The sequence below is a fragment of the Mesorhizobium sp. M0048 genome (assembly GCF_040323405.1).
Classification (GTDB): Bacteria; Pseudomonadota; Alphaproteobacteria; order Rhizobiales; family Rhizobiaceae; genus Mesorhizobium.
The window spans coordinates 64688-85628 of sequence record NZ_JAMYUV010000018.1; the positions used below are offsets into that span (position 1 = coordinate 64688).

Consider the following 20941-nt stretch of genomic DNA (forward strand, 5'->3'; position numbering starts at 1 on the left):
TTTACATGAAAAAGATCGAAGCGATCATCAAGCCGTTCAAGCTAGACGAAGTGAAAGAAGCGCTTCAGGAGGCCGGGCTGCAAGGCATCACCGTGACCGAAGCCAAGGGCTTTGGCCGCCAGAAGGGCCACACCGAGCTTTATCGCGGCGCCGAATATGTCGTCGACTTCCTGCCAAAGGTGAAAATCGAGGTCGTGCTCGGCGACGATGCGGTCGAAGCCGCGATCGAAGCTATCCGCAAGGCGGCCCAGACCGGCCGTATCGGCGACGGCAAGATCTTCGTCTCGAACATCGAGGAAGTGGTGCGCATCCGCACCGGCGAAACCGGCATGGACGCCGTCTGAATTTTCCCGTTAAAAGGCCACGTTCAAACGTCATCACATAGGGAAGCAGGGACATGACGACAGCCAAAGACATCATGAAGCAGATCAAAGACAACGACGTGAAGTTCGTTGATCTGCGCTTCACCGATCCGAAGGGCAAACTGCAGCACGTAACGATGGATGTCGTCGAGGTCGAGGAAGACATGTTTGCCGATGGCGTCATGTTCGACGGTTCCTCGATCGCCGGCTGGAAGGCGATCAACGAGTCCGACATGGTGCTGATGCCCGATGCAGATACGGTGCATATGGACCCGTTCTTCGCCCAGTCGACCATGGTCATCCTGTGCGACATTCTCGATCCGATCTCGGGAGAATCCTACAACCGCGACCCCCGCGGCACCGCCAAGAAGGCCGAGGCCTACATGAAGGCGGAAGGCATCGGCGACCAGATCTTCGTCGGTCCTGAAGCCGAGTTCTTCGTGTTCGACGACGTCAAGTACAAGGCCGATCCCTACAACACCGGCTTCAGGCTGGATTCCACTGAACTGCCGTCCAATGACGACACCGACTATGAGACCGGCAATCTCGGTCACCGGCCGCGCATCAAGGGCGGCTATTTCCCGGTGCCGCCGATCGATTCGGCACAAGACATGCGTTCGGAAATGCTCACCGTGCTCGCGGAAATGGGCGTGCGCGTTGAAAAGCACCATCACGAAGTGGCCGCCGCGCAGCACGAGCTCGGCATCAAGTTCGACACGCTGGTCCGCAACGCAGACAAGATGCTGATCTACAAATATGTCGTGCACCAGGTCGCCAACGCCTATGGGAAGACGGCCACTTTCATGCCGAAGCCGGTGTTCGGCGACAATGGCTCGGGCATGCATGTCCACCAGTCAATCTGGAAGGAAGGCAAGCCGACTTTCGCCGGCAACGAATATGCCGGCCTGTCCGAGAGCTGCCTGTTCTACATCGGTGGCATCATCAAGCATGCGAAGGCGATCAACGCCTTCACCAACCCGCTGACCAATTCCTACAAGCGCCTGGTGCCGGGCTATGAAGCGCCGGTGCTGCTCGCCTATTCGGCACGCAACCGCTCGGCCTCGTGCCGCATTCCGTTCGGCTCGTCGCCGAAATCCAAGCGCGTCGAGGTCCGCTTCCCCGATCCTGGTGCCAACCCCTATCTCGCCTTTGCCGCCATGCTGATGGCCGGCCTCGACGGCATCAAGAACAAGATCCACCCGGGACAGCCGATGGACAAGGATCTCTACGACCTGCCGCCGAAGGAATTGAAGAAGATCCCGACCGTCTGCGGGTCGCTGCGCGAAGCCCTGCAGAGCCTCGACAAGGACCGCGGCTTCCTGAAGGCCGGCGGCGTCTTCGACGACGACCAGATCGACAGTTATATCGAGCTCAAGATGGCCGAGGTGATGCGCTTCGAAATGACGCCGCATCCGGTCGAATACGATATGTATTATTCGGTGTGACCCCGAACCTCATAGTCACGTAGAAAAACCCCGGCGGAGACACGCCGGGGTTTTTTGATGCAATGGGATGGGAAAGAAAGTCACGGCGCAGACACCCGAGGTCCGCGCCGTGAACGCATTCTCAAGCCGCCGCCGAAACCTCGGCGCTGGTCGGGACGGAGGCGATCGTCTTCAATATCTGCGAAGCGATCTGGTAGGGGTCGCCCTGCGAGTTCGGACGGCGATCCTCGAGATAGCCCTTGTAGCCGTTGTTGATAAAGGAATGCGGCACGCGGATCGAAGCGCCGCGGTCGGCGATGCCGTAGCTGAACCTGTTCCAGGGCGCGGTCTCGTGCTTGCCGGTCAAACGCTTGTCGTTGTCCGGCCCATAGACGGCGATGTGGTCCATCAGGTTTTTGTCGAAGGCTGCCATCAGCGCCTCGAAATAGCCCTTGCCGCCGACTTCGCGCATATAGGCGGTCGAGAAGTTGGCATGCATGCCGGAGCCGTTCCAATCGGTGTCGCCGAGCGGCTTGCAGTGGTATTCGATGTCGATGCCGTACTTCTCGGTCAGGCGCTGCAACAAATAGCGCGCCATCCACATCTGGTCGGCGGCCTTCTTGGAGCCCTTGCCAAAGATCTGGAATTCCCACTGGCCTTTGGCCACCTCGGCGTTGATGCCTTCATGATTGATGCCGGCGGCAAGGCAAAGGTCGAGATGCTCCTCGACGATCTGCCTGGCGACGGAGCCGACATTGCTGTAGCCGACGCCAGTGTAGTACGGGCCTTGCGGCGCCGGATAGCCACTCTCGGGGAAGCCGAGCGGACGGCCGTCCTTATAGAAGAAATATTCCTGCTCGAAGCCGAACCAGGCGCCCTCGTCGTCGAGAATGGTGGCGCGTTTGTTGGACGCGTGCGGCGTTACGCCGTCCGGCATCATGACTTCGCACATGACGAGCGCGCCGTTGGTGCGGGCGGGATCCGGATAAATGGCGACCGGCTTCAAAACGCAGTCGGAGCTGTGGCCCTCGGCCTGCATGGTCGAAGAACCGTCGAAGCCCCACAGCGGAAGCTGGTCGAGCGTCGGAAACTCGGCGTAGTCCTTGACCTGCGTTTTTCCGCGGAGGTTGGGAACCGGGGTGTATCCATCGAGCCAAATGTACTCGAGCTTGTATTTCGTCATTCTAGCCTCTCGTTGCTTGATCACCGAACCCTGGATGGCGCCGGGGCGAGCCGGCCTATCCAGCAGCCGACCTGCCGGACTAGTAAAATGCAATTCGTGTGCCATTCTCGCCGGCGACGGATGCGGCAAAAGTGGGGTTGTATCCACCCAAAATCGCTGGTCCGCCGTCATGCTGCGCTCGGATCATCCACAAGCACATTTTGCACAAATAATATGCAAGTACTGATCTTTTCGTAATCATGTTGCCTAATTCGATTGCTGAACCTATGTTGGGCAAAGGTTGAATCGGCAAGGTTCTGTCGAAGAAAGGAAACCGACAATGGAAATCATTTCCACTCGTCAGTCGGCCAAAATCCTGATGTTCCCGGTGGCAGCGCGCGCCTCTGCCTCAAATTTAAGCGGAAAGGCTAAGTTCGCGGCAGAACTTGCTTCTTTGCGCAACCGAACGGATTTCGGAAGTGCCTGGTATCATGAGGCAGCGATCGAGGAAGCGAAACAGGATCGGAAGAGCTAAGCCCTGCACTCGATAAATTGAAAAAGCCCGGCGCGATCGCTCGCGCCGGGCTTTGCTTTGAACCGGGACGGGCCGGCTACTGTTTGGTGTGCAGGTCCGTTCCGAGCGTATCCCTGATAAAGATCATGCCTATGATCAGCGACATCGCCGCGATCACCACCGGGTACCAGAGACCATAGTAGATATCGCCCTTGTAGGCGCTAAGCGCGAACACCGTGGCCGGCAGCAGCCCGCCGAACCAGCCATTGCCGATGTGATAGGGCAGCGACATGCCGGTGTAGCGGATGCGGGTCGGGAACATCTCGACCAGGATCGCGGCGATCGGCCCGTAGACCATCGTGACGAAGATCACGAGGATGAGCAGGATGGCGATCGTCATCGGCCAGTTGACCGCTGCAGGGTCGGCAAACATGGCGAAGGGACCGCCGCCCGGCACGGTATAGACGGCGACCTCGGGGGCTCCCGCAGCCTCGTCGGCAGTCAGCAGCTTGTCCTTGATCGCCTGGTCAGTCGGAACGGTGGCCTTGTCGCCGGCGCGGATTGCCGCGGCATCGAGCTTCAGCTCAGGATTGGCCGCAATGAAGGCCTCGAGCTTCTGGTCCGGCACCTTGGCGGCTGCCCGCTTCAGCGGGTAGCCGCCATCCCGAAGTGCCGTGTAGACCGCCTTGGCGAAAGCGGCATCCTTGGCCTTGGCCTGATCGCCGGCGGCAGTGGCGTCATAAGACTCAACCGTCTCGTTGCCGATTTTGACCGACGCGGCTGTACCGGGCGCCGCAGTCGATACCACGTCGTACGGCACCGAGTTCTTGGTCAGGAACGAGGTGGCGATATCGCACGAGGTCGTGAACTTTGCAGTGCCCACCGGATTGAACTGGAACTTGCAGTCCCCCGGTGCCGCGGTCACCGTCGCGCGTGTGTTCTGCTGCGCGGTGGCGAGCGCCGGATTGGCTGCCCAGGTCAGCGCCCTGAACAATGGGAAGGTGCAGACGATTGCCAGTGCAAGGCCGGCCATGATGATCGGCTTGCGGCCGATCTTGTCGGAAAGCCAGCCGAACACGACGAAGAAGATCGAGCCGATCGCCAGCGCAATGGCGATCATGATGTTGACCGATTGCGCCTCGACCTTGAGCACGTTCTGCAGGAAGAACAGCGCATAGAACTGGCCGTTGTACCAGACCACGGCCTGACCGGCGGTAAGGCCGAGTAGCGCCAGCAGCGCGATTTTTGCGTTCTTCCACTGGCCGAAGGCTTCCGTCAATGGTGCCTTGGAGCCTTTGCCTTCGTCCTTCATGCGCTGGAAGGTCGGCGATTCGGAGAGCGACAGCCGGATCCAGAGCGAGATGCCGAGCAGCAGGAAGGAGACCAGGAAAGGAACGCGCCAACCCCAGGCGGCATAAGTTTCCTTGCTCATCGAGGCCTGCACGATCAGGATGACGATCAGCGACAGGAACAGGCCGAGCGTCGCCGTCGTCTGGATCCATGACGTGTAGTAGCCGCGGCGGTCGTCGGGCGCATGTTCGGCGACATAGGTCGCGGCGCCACCATATTCGCCGCCGAGCGCCAGGCCCTGCAGCATGCGCAGGATGATCAGGATCACCGGCGCGGCGATGCCCCAGCTCGCATATCCGGGCAGAAGGCCGACCAGGAAGGTCGACAGGCCCATGATCGTCATGGTGACGAGGAAGGTATATTTACGGCCGACGAGATCACCGATGCGGCCGAACAGCAGGGCGCCAAACGGGCGCACCAGGAAACCGGCCGCGAAGGCGAGCAGGGCGAAGATGTTGCGTGTCGCTTCCGGCGCCGACGAGAAGAAGGTGGCGCCGATGAAGGCGGCCAGCGAGCCGTAGAGATAAAAATCGTACCATTCGAAAACGGTGCCGAGCGAAGAAGCGAAGATGACCTTCTTCTCCTCGCGTGTCATGCCGCGGCTTGTTTTGCCGGCGGTCGATGCCATTGCCATGAGCGTATCCTCCCGTGTGATTCCGTCAGCCCTCGATGCTGCGCGTCATCGTCCGCGTTTCCTCGCAACGCAGACTCAGTGCAGCCACCGGTGCAAAAAATGACAGAAAGCAGTGCCCAGAGGCAGACCGCCTTTGGGATTATGACTTTGGTCTAATGTGCAGTGCGAAATAGCGGGCGGTGCCGTCAGCCTTTGAGAGCTTCGAGCAGCTTGACTGCGGCCATCATGTCGCGCTTGCGGGCAGCGCGGCGCGCGAGCGCCTCTGCATCATGGCCCCATTGCTCAGCCTGCCAGTCCTCGTCGACATGACCGGCAGCCCAGGCCGCCTCGCCGTCGAGCTCGCCGAAGTCTACGGCGAGCGCCAGCAGCGCCGATCCGGTCAGCGAGGTCATGACGTGGATGGCGGCAAGGCGCAGCGGATCGGCACGTTGGGCAAGATGCTGGCCGAGCAGCGCGATACTCTCGCGCGGCTGTTCGACATGGATCACGCCTTCGGCGAGATGGAACCGGGCGCCGAGTGCGCTGCGCACCCAGTCGATGACCGGGTCCCAATGCTCGTTCTGCCGGTCGACTAGTCCTTGGGGCGCATCGGCGCGGTAGCAGAGCAGATCGGATGAGGCGAAGCGCAGGACGTCCTCCAGCACCGCCTGGGGATCACAGGCGACGCCATCGATTGCCGTATTGACCAGACGCATCACCGGCATCGTCACCGGGTCGATGGTCTCCTCCTGTGCGGCGAATTCCTCGGCGACGAGAGCAGCCGCCTTTTCGGTCGGCAGCGCCAGCAGCGCCTTGGCCGGCGTGCGGACGGGCTTGCCATCGAGATGGACCGCAAAACCGTCTTCGACCGGTGCTACCGCGACCGTCTTGTAGAAGCGCTTCGGCAGTTGCGTCTTCATCTGGATCTGGGCGCGACGCACCGGGTCCGGATCGGAGAGCTGCTTTCCCGCTTCGAGGTCGTTCAATATGTCGCGCATGCTCATCCGGGGGCTTGTTTTCGGGCCGGCCGGTTGACGATGATAAGACCGGCGGCGATGAGGCCGAGTGCCAGGAAGATACGAACGGTCAACGGCTCGTTCAAGAAGACGGCGCCGCAGAGCACACCGAACACCGGCGACAGGAAGGTGAAGCTCGACAGTCCAGATGCAGGGTAGCGCCGGAGCAGCCAGAACCACAGAACATAGGTGAAGGCGACGACGTAGACGGCCTGGAACAACAGAGCCAAGGTCGGCAGAACGGCAAAGCTGCGGACTGGCGGGCCGGCAAAAGGCATCACCAAAATCCCGACGACGGCGGCCCCGGCCAGCTGATAGAGCAGCAGCTTTTCGGCGCTGGCCGTCACCAGCTTCGACCGCTTGATGACGATATTGGTCACGGCCCACAGAATGCCGGCGCCGAGACTGAGCAAATCGCCGCTCAATGTTGCGCCGCCATTGGCGCTCAGTTTGTCGGAAAACACCGCGACCAGTCCGGCGAAAGCGAGCAGAAGACCAACGAGCTTGCGTGCCGTGATGCTTTCACCCAGCAGGAAATGGCCGCCGACCAGCATCCAGAACGGCATGGTGTTGACCAGCAAGGTGTTGCGCACGACGGTGGTGTGTTCGAGCCCGACATACAGAAACAGGAACTCGAGACCGAAAAGCGCGCCTGCCAGAATGCCGGCGACGAGGGTCTTGTCGGGCGTGAACAGCGCGATGCCGCGCCAGCGGCACCAGCCGAAAACACACAGGCCGCCGATCACCGAGCGGGCGATCGACAGGAAAACGGCATCGTAGCCGGCATAGGAGATCTTGGCGGCGACGTAGTTCAGCCCCCAGGAAAAAGTCAGCCCAACCATGATGGCGGAGGCCGCCAGATCGACCGCGTCACGGCGGTCGAGCGTATCTGTGGCGACGCCCACCGGCCCTAGTCCTCCGCACTGGCGTCGTCGAAGCCGATCAGGTTCCAGCTCTGGCGCATGTGCGGCGGCATCGGCGCGGTGACGTCGACAAACCCCTTATCGGGATGCGGGATGACGATGCGGCGGGCGTGCAGATGCAGACGGTTCTGCATGCCGCCGGGAAAATCCCAATTGGTGTCGGCCTCGAAATATTTGGGGTCACCGATGATCGGGCAGCCGATATGCGCGGCATGGACACGAAGCTGGTGGGTGCGGCCGGTATACGGCTCCATCTCCAGCCAGGTCATCGTCTGTGCAGCCTGCTCGATGACACGGTAGTAGGACACGGCGTGGTCGGCGCCCTTTTCGCCATGCTTGGCGATGCGCACGCGATCGCCGTCGGGCGTCGGTTCCTTGATCAACCAGGTCGAGATCTTGTCCTCGCGCTTCGGCGGCACACCCTTGACCAGCGCCCAGTAGGTTTTCTTCGTCTCACGCGCCCGGAACGCTTCGGCGAGCTTCATGGCGGCGAGCCTTGTACGGGCGACAACCAGAACACCCGACGTGTCGCGGTCGAGCCGGTGCACCAGACGTGGCTTCTCGCCCTTCTGGTTGCGCCAGGCTTCCAGCATGTCGTCGACATTGCGGGTGACCCCGGAGCCGCCTTGCACCGCCAGGCCGGCCGGCTTGTTGAAGACGAAGACCTTCGGGTCCTCATGGATCAGCATCTTGGCCAGGACATCGGCGTCGCCCTGGTTGCGTATCGAATGGCCGGTCAGCGGGCTTTCGCCTTTCTTGTCGACTTCGAGCGGCGGCACACGCACCGTTTGGCCGGCTTCGACGCGGGTATCGGCCTTCACCCTGCCGCCGTCGACGCGGATCTGGCCGGAACGCAGCAGCTTCTGCAGATGACCAAAACCGAGACCGGGGAAATGGCTCTTGAACCAGCGGTCGAGCCGCATGCCCGCCTCACCGGCGTCCACTGTGATCTGTTCAACGCCTGCCATGATTCCAATCGCCGTTTTGCAGGCATGCAACGGCATTCGCCGGCACCCGCAATCTCACTCGGTTATTCGTTGTCGGTTCCATATTGCAGAACCTGAACTTTCTCCAGCGTAATCAAACCACTTGTCATGATTGTTTCAAGAACGGGCAGGAAAGCGGCCAATTTTTCCTCGTCATCGACGATCTCGATGACGAGGGGCAGATCCTCCGATAGGCGGAGGATCTTCGTGGTGTGAAGCCGGCTGGAATGGCCGAACCCCATCGCGCCGCGCAGGACTGTCGCGCCGGCGATCTGCATTTCGCGGGCCCTCAGCACGATAACCTCATACAGCGGACGGCCATCTGCCTTGTCGTTTTCGCCGATAAATATGCGCAGCAATTGTGCCTGTGTTGGTATCTTCATTGCCTGGACCCTCTCAGCCGGTTGAGGCGAACTGCAAAGATGTGGCCGAGCCAGACGGCGGCAAGCCAGGCCACCACGGAGATCGCGATATTGAGTCCAGCCGCCAGAAACCTCCCGCCTTGCGCGAGGGTGAGCGTTTCAAGGCTGAAGGCCGAGAAGGTCGTCAGGCCGCCACAGAAGCCGGCCATGAAGAACTGGCGCTGCAGCGGACCGGCGAAGACACGACCATCCGGTCCCGTCAATGTCGTGTAGAAGCCGATGAGGAATGAGCCGACAATGTTGACGAGGAGTGTGCCGAAGGGAAATCCAGCGCCCCACAGGGCAGTGCTCGTCGATGAGGCAAGCGCCCGCAGCACACCGCCGATCATGCTGCCTGCGGCCACGGTCGCATAGAGCCGAACCGCTTCGGAGGTTCTGCGCCAACCAATGAGGCGTCCGCCATGCCCGGCCGCGGCAGTGTCCGTCCCGTTGTGGCGGAGCTTCCGCGGGCCGCTCACGGCGCCCCGCTGCCAATCAGAAGACTTCCCGCGGCAAAGCCCAGCGTCACGCCGCCGAGGCTCAGGAAAACCGAAAGCAGCACATTTCCGCCGGCGCGCAGCCATTCGCCCTCGCGCGCCAGTGCCAGCGTCTGCAGGCTGAAGGAAGAGACCGTAGTGTAGCAACCGAGGCCGCCGGTGACGGCAAAGGCCCAGATGGCGGGCATGCCGTCGCGCGTCACCGCATGCGCAACGACACCGATTGCAAACGCTCCCGAGACGTTGACCACCATCGTGCCCCAGGGAAAGGTCTCGCCAACCCGGCGGGCGACGAAGCCGGACAAGAAGAAGCGGGCCATTGCGCCGATCGCGCCACCAAGGCAGACAAGCAAAAGATGATACATCGTGCTTCCTCACGCCGGTCACACCACGGTGTCAGGCGGCTCCGGCCTTCTTCGGCTTGCTGGAGGCGATCATCTTCCAGTTCTTGTAGAACATGGCATTGATGCGCTCGACGCTGACCGAAACGATGGCCAGGAGTGTCGAGATCAGACCGGGAAACGGCGACGGGCGAATGATGTCCATGAACACACAGTAGCGGCGCCCGTCATACTGGTTGACCGAGCGATGCAGCAGTGTGTCATCGAAGATGAACAGCGGGTTCTCGTGCCAGTAGTTCTTGGCGTTGCCGCACTCGACAAACACTTCCGATTTCACCGGGATGAGGTTGTAGAGAATGCGCAGGCTGAGCCGGAGCGGGCCAAAGTGCCAGGAAGTCGATTCCCTGCCGCTGAAAACAGAAACGGCAATCGTCTTGATATATTTGAAATCCTTGTTGAATTCGGCAACGTTGTCTATTTTGTGCTTGCCATACCACTGATAGACATACATGCCGCGCCGGCCGCTGCCGAAATTGGCGTCGATATCGGCGATGATCTCGTCCTTGCGCTCCTTGAATACGTCCAGGACCTCGTTGACCTCGCGTTGATAGTCCGGAGGAAACTGGTCCAGTTTCCAGACACCCCGGTTTCTGTAGCACAGCAGATCGACCAGCAGATTGAAGGGCGAAAGCAGCCAGGTGAAGATGCCGTTGCCGAGGAAATAACCACTGAACAGGGCCCAGTTCTTGTTGTCGTTGCGCAACACGTCGATCAGACCGAGGACAATGAAAATTGTCATCAGGATGGGAATGAAATAAAAGCCGAGCGCCAGCAGCGGGATCGCTATGGCGAACTTCCGAAGGGTCTTGCGAGATTTTTTCGTCATTTTTCCACGCGCCAGGCGCGATTCCGTTCTGAATATCGTCGGTACGTTTCTGGCCTGTCCGCCGGCCGAAGGCGCATCTTGATAGGGTTTTTTGTCACGCCAGACAACGGCGATCACGCCACTGTGCGACTGGCAGCTATTTTTCCCGCTCGCTGCGCAGCTTCGCCCAATAGTCCAGCCGCTTCCTGATATCGCGCTCGAAGCCGCGCTCGGGCGGGTCGTAGAATGTCTGCCTTCCCATCTTCTCCGGAAAATAGTCCTGGCCGGAAAAAGCGTCGGGTTCGTCGTGGTCGTAGCGATAGCCGGCGCCGTAATCTTCCTGTTTCATCAGCTTGGTCGGCGCATTGAGAATGTGCTTGGGCGGCAGCAGCGAACCGAATTCCTTCGCCGCCTGTGTGGCGGCCTTGAACGCGGTATAGACTGCATTGGATTTCGGCGCGGTGGCGAGATAGACGGTCGCCTCGGCGAAGGCCAGTTCGCCCTCGGGCGAGCCCAGATAGTCGTAGGCGTCCTTGGCGGCGTTAGCGACGACGAGCGCCTGCGGGTCGGCCAGCCCGATATCCTCCATCGCCATGCGCACCAACCGGCGCCCGAGATAAAGCGGATCTTCGCCGGCGTCGAACATGCGGGCCAGATAGTAGAGTGCCGCGTCGGGGTCGGAGCCGCGCACCGATTTGTGCAACGCGGAGATCAAATTGTAATGGCCGTCCTGGCCTTTGTCGTAGATCGGCGCGCGGCGCTGGACGATGCGCTGCAGAGCTTCGGCGCCGAACACCTCCTTTGATTTCGCTGCGCGCCAGACCTCTTCGGCGAGCGTCAGCGCCGCGCGGCCGTCGCCGTCGCTCATGCGGATGAGCATCGCACGCGCGTCTTCATCGAGCGGCAGCGCCCTGCCCTCTGCCTCCTCGGCCCGCGCCAGCAACTTGGCGATGCTGTCTTCGCCGAGCGAGTGAAAGACCAGCACGCGCGCGCGCGACAAAAGCGCGGCGTTAAGCTCGAAGGACGGGTTCTCGGTGGTGGCGCCGACCAGCACGACGGTGCCGTCTTCCATCACGGGCAGAAAACTGTCCTGCTGGGCGCGGTTGAAACGGTGGATCTCGTCGACGAACAGCAGCGTCTGGCGGCCGTTCGAGCGGCGCAGCTTCGCTGCCTCGAACACTTTCTTCAGGTCGGCAACGCCGGAAAACACGGCCGAGATCTGTTCGAAGGCGAGGCTTGTCTCGCCGGCAAGCAGCCGTGCGACCGTGGTCTTGCCGGTGCCGGGCGGGCCCCAGAAGATCATCGAGCCGAGCGAGCCGGAGCCGATCAGCCGCGTCAGCGCGCCGTCGGGTCCGGTCAGATGCTCCTGGCCGACGACCTCGCCGAGGTTCTTTGGGCGCAAACGGTCGGCCAGCGGCCTGCCGGGCGGCGTCTTTTCCGGTTCATCGACACTGAACAGATCGGCCATGCAACTTCTTCTTGCCTGGAGCCCGATCATGCTGACGGTCGGGCTCAGTAACGCAACACCTGGCGCAGTATCTGCCCGCCGCGCTCGACGGTAAAGCGCCACCAGCGCGTATCCTGCTGGGCTACCTGTTCCAGGGTCGCCGCCTTGTCGATCGTCAGGCCATTGACCTCACGCACGATGTCGCCCGGCTGGAATCCAAAATCGGCAGCGGGCGAATCGCGGTTGATGTCGACCACGGTTACGCCTTTGACATCGGTGCGCAGACCGAGCCGTTGGGCAAGCCGTGGCGACAGTTCAGCAACCTTGGCGCCGGAAAAGGGGCTGCGGCCGCGCAATGTGAGTTCCGCAGCTTTGGCGCCTTCGGGCGGTCGTTCCAGAGCGATGTCCATCGTCGCTTGCTGACCCTTGCTCAGAACGCCGAAGCTGGCATTCGTACCAATCGACAGCGTCGCCATCCGGTAGTCCAGCGCCCCGACGCTCTCGACCGGCTTGCCGTTGAGCGACAGCACTACGTCGCCAGGCTTGAGCCCTGCCTTGGCCGCGGGTCCCGCCTCTTCGACCGAAGAAACCAGCGCACCGGTCGGTTTGTCCATGCCGAGCGATTCCGCAATCTGCGGCGTCACCGCCTCGAACTCGGCACCGGCATACGGCCGCTCGAAGAAGTCGAGCCCGGCCTTGGCCGCATCGGCGAAGGCGCGGACCATGTTCGAAGGGATGGCAAAGCCGATGCCGATCGAGCCGCCGCTACGGCTATAGATCGCGGTGTTGATGCCGATCAGCTGCCCTCCCATGTTGACCAGCGCGCCACCGGAATTGCCGGGGTTGATGGCGGCATCGGTCTGGATGAAGAAGCTGGAATCGGAGATGCCGATATGGCTGCGCGCCACCGCCGAAATGATGCCGCTGGTGGTGGTCTGGCCGACCCCGAACGGATTGCCGATCGCCAACACCAGGTCGCCGACCTCGAGCGCGTCGGAATCGCCGATGGCGATCACCGGGAACGGCTTGTCAGAAGAAATCTTGAGCACGGCGAGGTCGAGCGTCTCATCCTTGAGCAGCACCTTACTGTCGAATTCGCGCCCGTCGGCGGTCGCGACCTTGACCTGGTCGGCGTCCTTGACGACATGGAAATTGGTGACCACGACGCCGGTCGGATCGACCAGTACCCCCGAACCGAGCGACGACTGCGCGCGCGGCTGCGAGCGGCCGAAGAACTCCTCGAAAAACGGATCGCCGTCGAAGGGTGACGCCACCTTGGCGGTCTGCGAGGCGTAGACATTGACTACAGCCGGCGCCGTCTGCTTGACCAGCGGCGCAAAGGACAGCTGCACCTCCTCGCGGCCGAAGGGCACGCGCTTGTCGGGGCCGGAGGTGGCGTTTTCGCCTTCGACGCCATGCAACAGATCGGTCAGCACGTCGGACAGACCAGGATCTGGCTTGGTCTCCTCCGCCAGCGCGTGCCTGGCCGCAGGCACGACGGCCAACGCCATCAAGGCGCAGATCAGAACAATGGACAGCCGTTTAACGCGCATTCCGAATCCTCCAAGTCGGGCGCCATTGTCCTGACGATTGTGCAAAATGAAAGGCTAAGCCGCTGAAATCCGATTATTTTGGTAGTCGCCGCAAAAACCGGTGACAAAACCCCTGCTAGCCCTGCCCGGTACCTTCGGAAACAGAAAAAGGGGCCCGAAGGCCCCTTTTGAACTTCTCAGGAAAGCCGAGCCTTATGCGGCTGCGGCTTCCTCGTCGGTGCCTTCGGCCTCGATGCGGGCACGGTCGCCGGCGCCCTTGGCCGAGGTGTCGCGGTCGACGAACTCGATGACCGCCATTGCCGCGTTATCACCGTGGCGGAAGCCGGCCTTCATGATGCGCAGATAGCCGCCGTTGCGGGTGGCATAACGTGGCGCGATGGTATCGAACAGGCGCTTGACGACGCCTTCATTGCCGATCTGGGCAATAACCTGGCGGCGGGCGTGCAGGTCGCCGCGCTTGCCGAGCGTCACCAGCTTCTCGACGATCGGACGCAAATCCTTCGCCTTCGGCAGCGTGGTGAGGATCTGCTCGTGCTCGATAAGCGACACGGCAAGGTTGGCAAACATCGACTTGCGATGGCTTATGCTGCGGGCGAACCGGCGGCCTTTAAATCCGTGGCGCATGGCTCTTCTCCTTCATTGCGGTTTCAAGAGGCCTGAGCCCCAGTTGGTTAGCCGCATGATCTTGTCCGAAAAGTCTGCAACTTTTTGCTGCGCTGACCTTCGGTTCGGGATCATGCTTAATATTGATCTTCGTAACGCTTGGCGAGGTCTTCGATGTTTTCCGGCGGCCAGTCCGGCACTTCCATGCCGAGATGCAGGCCCATCGCCGCCAAGACCTCCTTGATCTCGTTCAGCGACTTGCGGCCGAAGTTCGGGGTGCGCAGCATCTCGGCTTCGGTCTTCTGGATCAGGTCGCCGATATAGACGATGTTGTCGTTCTTCAGGCAGTTGGCCGAACGCACCGAAAGCTCGAGCTCGTCGACCTTCTTGAGCAGCGCCGGGTTGAAGGCAAGCTCGGTAACCTGTTCGGCGGCGACTTCCTTCTGCGGCTCGTCGAAATTGACGAACAGGCCGAGCTGGTCCTGCAGGATGCGAGCGGCGAAGGCCACTGCGTCCTCGCCCGAGATCGAACCATCGGTCTCGATGGTCATGGTCAGCTTGTCATAGTCGAGAACCTGGCCCTCGCGGGTGTTCTCGACCTTGTAGGAGACCTTTTTGACCGGCGAATACAGGCTGTCGACGGGGATCAGCCCGATCGGCGCGTCCTCGGCGCGGTTGCGGTCGGCCGGCACATAGCCCTTGCCGGTGTCGACGGTGAATTCCATGCGGATTTCAGCGCCCTCGTCCAGCGTGCAGATGACGTGGTCGGGATTGAGTATCTCGACGTCGCCAACGGTCTGGATGTCGCCGGCGAGAACCGCACCCGGTCCCTGCTTGCGTACGACCATGCGCTTGGGGCCGTCGCCTTCCATACGGATGGCGATTTCCTTGATGTTCAAGACGATATCGGTCACGTCCTCGCGCACGCCGGCGATGGACGAGAATTCATGCAGAACGCCGTCGATCTGCACGGCGGTCACAGCCGCGCCACGCAGCGAAGATAGAAGCACGCGGCGCAGCGCGTTGCCGAGGGTGAGGCCGAAGCCGCGCTCGAGCGGCTCGGCGACGAGCGTGGTCAGCGTCTTCTTCTTCGACGAGAACTCGATCTTGTTCGGCTTTATCAGTTCTTGCCAATTTTTCTGGATCATAGTGCTTTCCTTCCGTTGTCCCGCCACCATCCAATCGTGGCGGGCGACCTGGAATACCGTGGAGGAGCGCCCTTGAGGCGCTCGCGCGGCGTTCGGTAAATTCTTTAAACGCGGCGCTTCTTGCGCGGGCGGCAACCATTATGCGGGATCGGCGTCACATCACGGATCGAGGTGATGGTGAAGCCGGCGGCCTGCAGCGCGCGCAGCGCCGATTCACGACCGGAGCCGGGTCCACAGACCTCGACCTCCAGCATACGCATGCCGTGTTCCTGGGCCTTCTTGGCAACATCTTCGGCGGCCATCTGGGCAGCGAACGGGGTCGACTTGCGCGATCCCTTGAAGCCCTGGGCTCCAGCCGACGACCAGGCAATCGAGTTACCCTGCGCGTCGGTAATGGTGATCATCGTGTTGTTGAAGGTCGAATTAACGTGGGCAACGCCCGACGAGATGTTCTTGCGTTCGCGACGGCGAACACGAGTGGCTTCCTTGGCCATGATGGTCCTTTCAGTTGATCTCTACACCGCCGTAATGCCAGCGGCTCCACCAGGGAGAAGGCAGTAGGGGAATATGGCAGTAGGGCAGTATGTCTGCCGTTCCTAGTGCCTTACTGCCCTACTCCTTACTGCCCTAAATTACTTCTTCTTTCCGGCAATCGACTTGGCCGGCCCCTTGCGGGTGCGCGCATTGGTATGTGTGCGCTGACCACGAACCGGCAGCGAGCGGCGGTGACGCAGACCGCGGTAGCAGCCGAGGTCCATGAGTCGCTTGATGTTCATTGACACTTCGCGGCGCAGATCGCCCTCGACCTGATAGTCGCGGTCGATGGTCTCGCGGATCTGCAGCACTTCCGCGTCGGTCAGCTGGTTGACGCGACGCTCGGCCGGGATGCCGACCTTGTCGACGATCTCCTGGGCGAACTTCTTGCCAATGCCGTGAATGTATTGAAGCGCGATGACGACGCGCTTGTTGGTCGGAATGTTGACGCCGGCTATACGAGCCATGTTCTTCTCTTCTCCATGTAGGCCGGGCGAGCCGGCGCTTCAAGTTGCCCCGCGTCCGGTGGAGGCCGGCCCTTGCGGGAGTTTCCAGTTCAAAGCGGCCTGCCTTGCCCTTGCGGACAAGCAAGCCTCATGCCTGATAGGAAGACGGGCCGCCATACCCCAGCGGGCCGCTCCAGTCAAGCGCAATCGTTCGATTCTCTAGCCGGCCGCTCGGCCAACCTGCCGGGTCGTCGCCCTGAGCACCGCCTCGATCTGCTGCGTCACCGCATCGATGTCGGCCATGCCATCGACGCCCTTGAGTTTGCCCTTGGCATAGTAGTAGCCGATCAGCGGCGAGGTTTTCTTGTAATATTCCCTCAAGCGTTCTTCGAACACCGCTGGACTGTCGTCCTTGCGCACCGGCAGGCCTGCGGCCTTGGCTTCTTCGGCGCGCTTGACGATTCGGCCAACCAGCGCCTTGTCGTCGACGACAAATTCGATGACCGCGTCTAGCTCCAGTCCGCGATCCGACAGCATTTCCTCAACGGCGTCCGCTTGCACCAGAGTTCGGGGATACCCGTCAAGGATGAAACCGTTTGCGCAATCAGCTTGATCGATGCGCTCGGCCACGATGGCATTGACGATAGCGTCGGACACCAGTTCGCCAGCGTCCATCACCGCCTTGGCGCGCTTGCCGACTTCGGTGCCGGCCTGAACAGCAGCACGCAGCATGTCCCCCGTGGAAAGCTGTGGGATGCCGTGTCGTTCTACCAGTCTCAGTGCTTGTGTCCCCTTGCCCGCCCCCGGCGGTCCAAGCAATATCAACCTCATCTGGCCTTTTTCCCCCCGCGCAACTTCGACTTCTTGATCAGGCCCTCATACTGGTGCGCGATCAGGTGACCCTGAATCTGCGCCACCGTATCGAGCGTTACACTGACCACGATCAGGAGCGAAGTGCCACCAAGGTAGAACGGTACGCCAGTCGCTGAAATCAGGAACTCGGGCAACAGACACACCAGCACCAGATAAATGGCGCCGACGACGGTGATGCGGGTGAGCACATAGTCGATATAGTCCGCAGTGCGCTCGCCCGGACGATAGCCCGGGATGAAGCCCGAATGCTTCTTGAGCTGGTCGGCGGTGTCCTTCGGATTGAAGACGATCGCCGTATAGAAGAAGGCGAAGAACACGATCATCGCCGCGTAGAAGGCCATATAGAGCGGTTGGCCGTGGCCGAGCGCCGCCAGGATGGTGCTAGCCCATGCAGGCATATTGGTGGTCTGCGAGAAGCCGGCGACGGTCGCAGGCAGTAGCAGCAGCGACGAGGCGAAGATCGGCGGAATGACGCCGGACGTGTTGAGCTTCAGCGGCAGATGCGAGGTATCGCCCTGGAACATGCGATTGCCAACCTGGCGCTTGGGATACTGGATCAGCAGGCGGCGCTGGGCGCGCTCGAAGAAGACGATCAGCGCGATGACGATGATGGCGAGCACGATGATCGCCAGGATCAGGCCGGTCGACAAGGCGCCGGTGCGGCCAAGCTCCAGCGTGCCGGAGATGGCGCGCGGCAGGCCGGCGACGATGCCGGAGAAGATGATCAGCGAAATGCCGTTGCCGATGCCGCGGGCGGTGATCTGCTCGCCAAGCCACATCAGGAACATGGTGCCGCCGACCAGCGTGACGACGGTAGAGATGCGGAAGAACATGCCGGGATCGTTGACGATGCCGTTGCCGCCCTCAAGCCCGACCGAAATCCCGTACGCCTGGACAAGCGCCAGAAGCACTGTGCCGTAGCGCGTGTACTGGTTGATGATCTTGCGGCCCTGCTCGCCTTCCTTCTTCAGCGCTTCCAGCGATGGAATGACCGAGGTCATCAGCTGCATAATGATGGAAGCGGAGATATAGGGCATAATGCCAAGGGCAAAGATCGCCATGCGCTGCACGGCGCCGCCGGCGAACATGTTGAACATGCCGAGCACGCCCTTGCTCTGCGACGAGAAGGCCTGGGCGAAAGCGTCGGGATTGATGCCGGGCAGCGGGATGTAGGTGCCAAGACGGTAGACGAGCAGCGCGCCGATGGTGAACCAGATGCGCTTCTTCAAATCCTCGGCTTTGGCGAAGGCCGAAAAATTCAGATTCGAGGCTAGTTGTTCAGCAGCCGAAGCCATGCCTGATTCTCCGCTTGGTCACGCTCGATGCCCGCAGCTCAGGCGGCGCGTGTCACCGAAGCTCACGAGATAAGCTCCGGACTGCAAACATGCAAGCGGCCGCGTTGATGCGGCCGCCACATCTGTCGGATCAAAGCACGACCGCAGGCAAAACCGAATTCCGCCTTTGCCGAACGTGCTTCAAATTGCCGTTACTCGGCGGCTGCCTGCTCAGGCAGTTTCACCGAGCCGCCGGCCTTTTCGATCTTCTCGATCGCGGCCTTGGAGGCTCCGGCCACGTCGAAGGCAAGCTTGGCCTTGATGTCGCCGTCCGAAAGGATGCGCACGCCGTCCTTGACGCGACGGATGACGCCGGCCGCAACCAGCGCCTCGGCCGTCACAACTGTCTTAGCGTCAAGCTTCTTGGCATCGAGCGCCGCCTGGATGCGGGCCAGCGACACGACAGTGAAGCTCTTGGCGAAGATATTGTTGAAGCCGCGCTTCGGCAGACGCCGGTAGAGCGGCATCTGGCCACCCTCGAAGCCGTTGACGGCGACACCGGAGCGCGCCTTCTGGCCCTTAACGCCGCGACCGGCGGTCTTGCCCGAACCGGAACCGATGCCACGGCCGAGACGCTTCTTGGAGTGCGTCGCGCCGTCCTTGTCACGCAGATCATTGAGTTTCATCTGGATTCTCCTGCGCTCTGGCTCAGCCCTCGTCCACGACGCGGACGAGATGCTGGACGGCAGCGATCATGCCGCGCACCGAGGGCGTATCCTCCAGCGTGCGCTGCTTGTGCATCTTGTTGAGGCCGAGGCCGACCAGCGTTGCGCGCTGCTCCTTCGGCCGGCGGATCGGCGAACCGATCTGCTCGACGGTGATGGTCTTGGTTGCTTTCTTGGCCATGGTCAGATCCCTGGTCAGCGTCGACTATTCTTCAGCCGCAACGGCGGTGCCGCGGCGGGCCTGAAGGGTCGAATACTTGATGCCGCGCGCGGCAGCCACATCCTTCGGATGCATCTGGCTCTTCAGCGCGTCGAAAGTGGCGCGAACCATGTTGTAGGGGTTGGAAGAACCCATCGACTTGGCGACCACGTCATGCATGCCGAGCGTCTCGAATACGGCGCGCATCGGGCCGCCGGCGATGATGCCGGTACCTTGCTTGGCGGCGCGCAGCAGGACCCGTCCCGCGCCCCAGCGTCCCTCGACGTCATGGTGCAGCGTGCGGCCCGAGCGCAACGGCACGAAGATCATGTCGCGCTTGGCCGATTCGGTCGCCTTGCGGATCGCCTCCGGCACTTCGCGCGCCTTGCCGTGGCCGAAGCCGACGCGGCCCTTCTGGTCGCCGACGACAACGAGTGCTGCAAAGCCGAAGCGCCGGCCGCCCTTGACGACCTTGGCGACACGGTTGATGTGGACGAGCTTGTCGACCATGCCGTCGTCGCGCTCTTCGCGATCACGGCCACGGCCGCCATCCCTACGTTCCTGTGCCATATCCTGTTCCTTGTTTTTTTCCGGAAGCACGGTTGATGATGATATCCGGCGGCCTCTGTGGGTCGCCGGGGCGAATTTCGTTTTTAGAAGCTCAGACCACCTTCACGTGCAGCCTCGGCAAGCGCCTTGACGCGGCCGTGGTAGATGTAGGCGCCGCGGTCGAAGACGACTTCCTTGACGCCGGCCTTCGAGGCACGCTCGGCGATCAGCTTGCCGATGGCAGCTGCGGCCGCGGTGTCGGCGCCGGTCTTGAGCGAGCCCTTGAGCTCCTTCTCAAGCGTCGAAGCAGCCGCGATGGTGTGGCCCTTGGCGTCGTCGATCACCTGGACATAGATGTTCTTCGACGTGCGATGGACCGACAAACGCGGACGATCGCCGGCAACCTTTTTGATCTGGCGGCGGACGCGCTGAGCGCGGCGTTGGGTGGATTCTTTCGAGCCCATGATATCAGTTCCTTGCCTTCAAAAAACGGGGGCAACCATATGCGGTAGGACGAGCCTCCCGCGACCGCTCCCCGCGGCGTTAAAATTACTTCTTCTTGCCTTCCTTGCGGACGATCTTCTCGCCAGCATAGCGAACGCCCTTGCCCTTGTAGGGCTCGGGGCTGCGGTACTCGCGGATCTCGGCGGCAACCTGGCCGACCTGCTGCTTGTCGATGCCGGTCACGGTGATTTCCGTCGGCTTCGGCACCGAAATCGTCACGCCCTGCGGCGTCTCGTAGACAACGTCGTGGCTGAAGCCGAGCGCCAGCTGCAGGTTCTTGCCTTGCATCGCGGCGCGATAGCCGACGCCGGTGATCTCGAGCTTCTTTTCGAAGCCGTCCTTGACGCCCTGCAGGATGTTGACGATCTGCGTGCGCGACATGCCCCATTTGGAACGGGCGGTCTTGGTCTGGTCGCGCGGCTGGACAGCGATCTCGCTGCCTTCCATCTTGACCAGCACTTCGTCGTTCACCACGAACTTCAGCTCGCCCTTCGGACCCTTCGCCGTCACGGTCTGGCCGTTGACGGTCGCGGTCACGCCCTGCGGCAGCGAAACGGGTTTCTTTCCAATACGAGACATTCTGTTGTCCTCGTCACTTCTCTTGTTTCAGGTCTCGGTTTTCGGGACTTGAT

25 protein-coding genes are annotated in these 20941 nt (G+C 61.6%); 3 read left to right on the top strand and 22 right to left on the bottom strand.

Annotation, left to right across the window (positions count from 1 at the left end; genetic code table 11):
* Window positions 1-5 precede the first annotated feature (5 nt).
* Both NKJ84_RS17220 and glnA read left to right on the top strand, forming a co-directional pair.
* Window positions 6-344, top strand: a complete 339-nt coding sequence (locus NKJ84_RS17220) for a P-II family nitrogen regulator (RefSeq protein WP_019857988.1) — start codon at window positions 6-8, stop codon at window positions 342-344.
* 53 nt (window positions 345-397) lie between these two features.
* Window positions 398-1807: a type I glutamate--ammonia ligase gene (gene glnA, locus NKJ84_RS17225; RefSeq protein WP_254817166.1), complete on the top strand. Its 1410-nt coding sequence runs from the start codon at window positions 398-400 to the stop codon at window positions 1805-1807.
* 121 nt (window positions 1808-1928) lie between these two features.
* Here glnA and NKJ84_RS17230 read toward each other — a convergent pair whose 3' ends face one another.
* The gene (locus tag NKJ84_RS17230; RefSeq protein WP_352507441.1) at window positions 1929-2969 is read right to left on the bottom strand and encodes a glutamine synthetase beta-grasp domain-containing protein; all 1041 of its coding nucleotides are present in this window, start codon (window positions 2967-2969) and stop codon (window positions 1929-1931) included.
* A 319-nt stretch (window positions 2970-3288) separates the two neighbouring features.
* Between NKJ84_RS17230 and NKJ84_RS17235 the strand changes: the two genes are divergently transcribed.
* Window positions 3289-3483 carry a DUF2735 domain-containing protein gene (locus NKJ84_RS17235; RefSeq protein ID WP_352507442.1) on the top strand — a complete coding sequence of 65 codons (195 nt, stop codon included), beginning with the start codon at window positions 3289-3291 and terminating at the stop codon, window positions 3481-3483.
* A gap of 76 nt (window positions 3484-3559) precedes the next feature.
* Here the strand turns inward: NKJ84_RS17235 and NKJ84_RS17240 are convergent, their stop codons facing one another.
* The 21 genes from NKJ84_RS17240 to rplF all read right to left on the bottom strand — a co-directional run bounded on the left by NKJ84_RS17240 (window position 3560) and on the right by rplF (window position 20888).
* Window positions 3560-5446, bottom strand: coding sequence for an MFS transporter (locus tag NKJ84_RS17240; RefSeq protein ID WP_352507443.1), 1887 nt, complete (start codon window positions 5444-5446; stop codon window positions 3560-3562).
* Between the two features lie 185 nt (window positions 5447-5631).
* A complete protein-coding gene (locus NKJ84_RS17245; protein WP_352507444.1) occupies window positions 5632-6423 on the bottom strand; it encodes an ATP12 family chaperone protein in 792 nt (263 codons plus the stop codon).
* A gap of 2 nt (window positions 6424-6425) precedes the next feature.
* Window positions 6426-7283 (bottom strand): DMT family transporter, encoded by an 858-nt coding sequence (locus NKJ84_RS17250; protein ID WP_502896093.1) that lies wholly within the window; start codon window positions 7281-7283, stop codon window positions 6426-6428.
* Window positions 7284-7351: 68 nt separating this feature from the next.
* On the bottom strand, window positions 7352-8332 hold the full coding sequence (locus NKJ84_RS17255; protein ID WP_352507446.1) for an RluA family pseudouridine synthase: 981 nt from the start codon (window positions 8330-8332) through the stop codon (window positions 7352-7354).
* 62 nt (window positions 8333-8394) lie between these two features.
* Window positions 8395-8733 (bottom strand): DUF190 domain-containing protein, encoded by a 339-nt coding sequence (locus NKJ84_RS17260; protein ID WP_254817158.1) that lies wholly within the window; start codon window positions 8731-8733, stop codon window positions 8395-8397.
* Window positions 8730-9230 carry a fluoride efflux transporter CrcB gene (gene crcB / locus NKJ84_RS17265; RefSeq protein WP_502904024.1) on the bottom strand — a complete coding sequence of 167 codons (501 nt, stop codon included), beginning with the start codon at window positions 9228-9230 and terminating at the stop codon, window positions 8730-8732. Before crcB (NKJ84_RS17265) ends, NKJ84_RS17260 begins: the two co-directional genes overlap by 4 nt.
* On the bottom strand, window positions 9227-9613 hold the full coding sequence (gene crcB / locus NKJ84_RS17270; protein WP_352507447.1) for a fluoride efflux transporter CrcB: 387 nt from the start codon (window positions 9611-9613) through the stop codon (window positions 9227-9229). Before crcB (NKJ84_RS17270) ends, crcB (NKJ84_RS17265) begins: the two co-directional genes overlap by 4 nt.
* Window positions 9614-9644: 31 nt before the next feature.
* Window positions 9645-10475 carry an aspartyl/asparaginyl beta-hydroxylase domain-containing protein gene (locus tag NKJ84_RS17275; RefSeq protein WP_352507448.1) on the bottom strand — a complete coding sequence of 277 codons (831 nt, stop codon included), beginning with the start codon at window positions 10473-10475 and terminating at the stop codon, window positions 9645-9647.
* A gap of 136 nt (window positions 10476-10611) precedes the next feature.
* The gene (locus NKJ84_RS17280) at window positions 10612-11922 is read right to left on the bottom strand and encodes a replication-associated recombination protein A (protein WP_023675125.1); all 1311 of its coding nucleotides are present in this window, start codon (window positions 11920-11922) and stop codon (window positions 10612-10614) included.
* A 44-nt stretch (window positions 11923-11966) separates the two neighbouring features.
* A complete protein-coding gene (locus NKJ84_RS17285; RefSeq protein WP_352507449.1) occupies window positions 11967-13454 on the bottom strand; it encodes a DegQ family serine endoprotease in 1488 nt (495 codons plus the stop codon).
* A gap of 192 nt (window positions 13455-13646) precedes the next feature.
* Entirely contained in the window at window positions 13647-14078 is a 432-nt protein-coding gene (gene rplQ, locus NKJ84_RS17290; protein WP_023799277.1) for a 50S ribosomal protein L17, read from the bottom strand.
* A 116-nt stretch (window positions 14079-14194) separates the two neighbouring features.
* Entirely contained in the window at window positions 14195-15205 is a 1011-nt protein-coding gene (locus tag NKJ84_RS17295) for a DNA-directed RNA polymerase subunit alpha (protein ID WP_023675128.1), read from the bottom strand.
* Window positions 15206-15309: 104 nt separating this feature from the next.
* A complete protein-coding gene (rpsK, locus tag NKJ84_RS17300) occupies window positions 15310-15699 on the bottom strand; it encodes a 30S ribosomal protein S11 (RefSeq protein ID WP_023799279.1) in 390 nt (129 codons plus the stop codon).
* 138 nt (window positions 15700-15837) lie between these two features.
* Window positions 15838-16206, bottom strand: coding sequence for a 30S ribosomal protein S13 (gene rpsM, locus NKJ84_RS17305; protein ID WP_006205445.1), 369 nt, complete (start codon window positions 16204-16206; stop codon window positions 15838-15840).
* Window positions 16207-16404: 198 nt separating this feature from the next.
* The gene (locus tag NKJ84_RS17310; RefSeq protein WP_352507450.1) at window positions 16405-17016 is read right to left on the bottom strand and encodes an adenylate kinase; all 612 of its coding nucleotides are present in this window, start codon (window positions 17014-17016) and stop codon (window positions 16405-16407) included.
* Window positions 17013-18353, bottom strand: a complete 1341-nt coding sequence (secY, locus tag NKJ84_RS17315; RefSeq protein ID WP_023675130.1) for a preprotein translocase subunit SecY — start codon at window positions 18351-18353, stop codon at window positions 17013-17015. The genes NKJ84_RS17310 and secY overlap by 4 nt, the downstream gene beginning before the upstream one ends.
* Before the next feature lie 191 nt (window positions 18354-18544).
* Window positions 18545-19018: a 50S ribosomal protein L15 gene (gene rplO / locus NKJ84_RS17320; protein WP_023675131.1), complete on the bottom strand. Its 474-nt coding sequence runs from the start codon at window positions 19016-19018 to the stop codon at window positions 18545-18547.
* A gap of 22 nt (window positions 19019-19040) precedes the next feature.
* The gene (gene rpmD, locus NKJ84_RS17325; protein WP_006205449.1) at window positions 19041-19238 is read right to left on the bottom strand and encodes a 50S ribosomal protein L30; all 198 of its coding nucleotides are present in this window, start codon (window positions 19236-19238) and stop codon (window positions 19041-19043) included.
* Between the two features lie 24 nt (window positions 19239-19262).
* Window positions 19263-19826 (bottom strand): 30S ribosomal protein S5, encoded by a 564-nt coding sequence (gene rpsE, locus NKJ84_RS17330; protein WP_006333394.1) that lies wholly within the window; start codon window positions 19824-19826, stop codon window positions 19263-19265.
* Between the two features lie 83 nt (window positions 19827-19909).
* Window positions 19910-20269 carry a 50S ribosomal protein L18 gene (rplR, locus tag NKJ84_RS17335; protein WP_023675132.1) on the bottom strand — a complete coding sequence of 120 codons (360 nt, stop codon included), beginning with the start codon at window positions 20267-20269 and terminating at the stop codon, window positions 19910-19912.
* Between the two features lie 85 nt (window positions 20270-20354).
* The gene (gene rplF, locus NKJ84_RS17340; RefSeq protein ID WP_023675133.1) at window positions 20355-20888 is read right to left on the bottom strand and encodes a 50S ribosomal protein L6; all 534 of its coding nucleotides are present in this window, start codon (window positions 20886-20888) and stop codon (window positions 20355-20357) included.
* Window positions 20889-20941 lie beyond the last annotated feature (53 nt).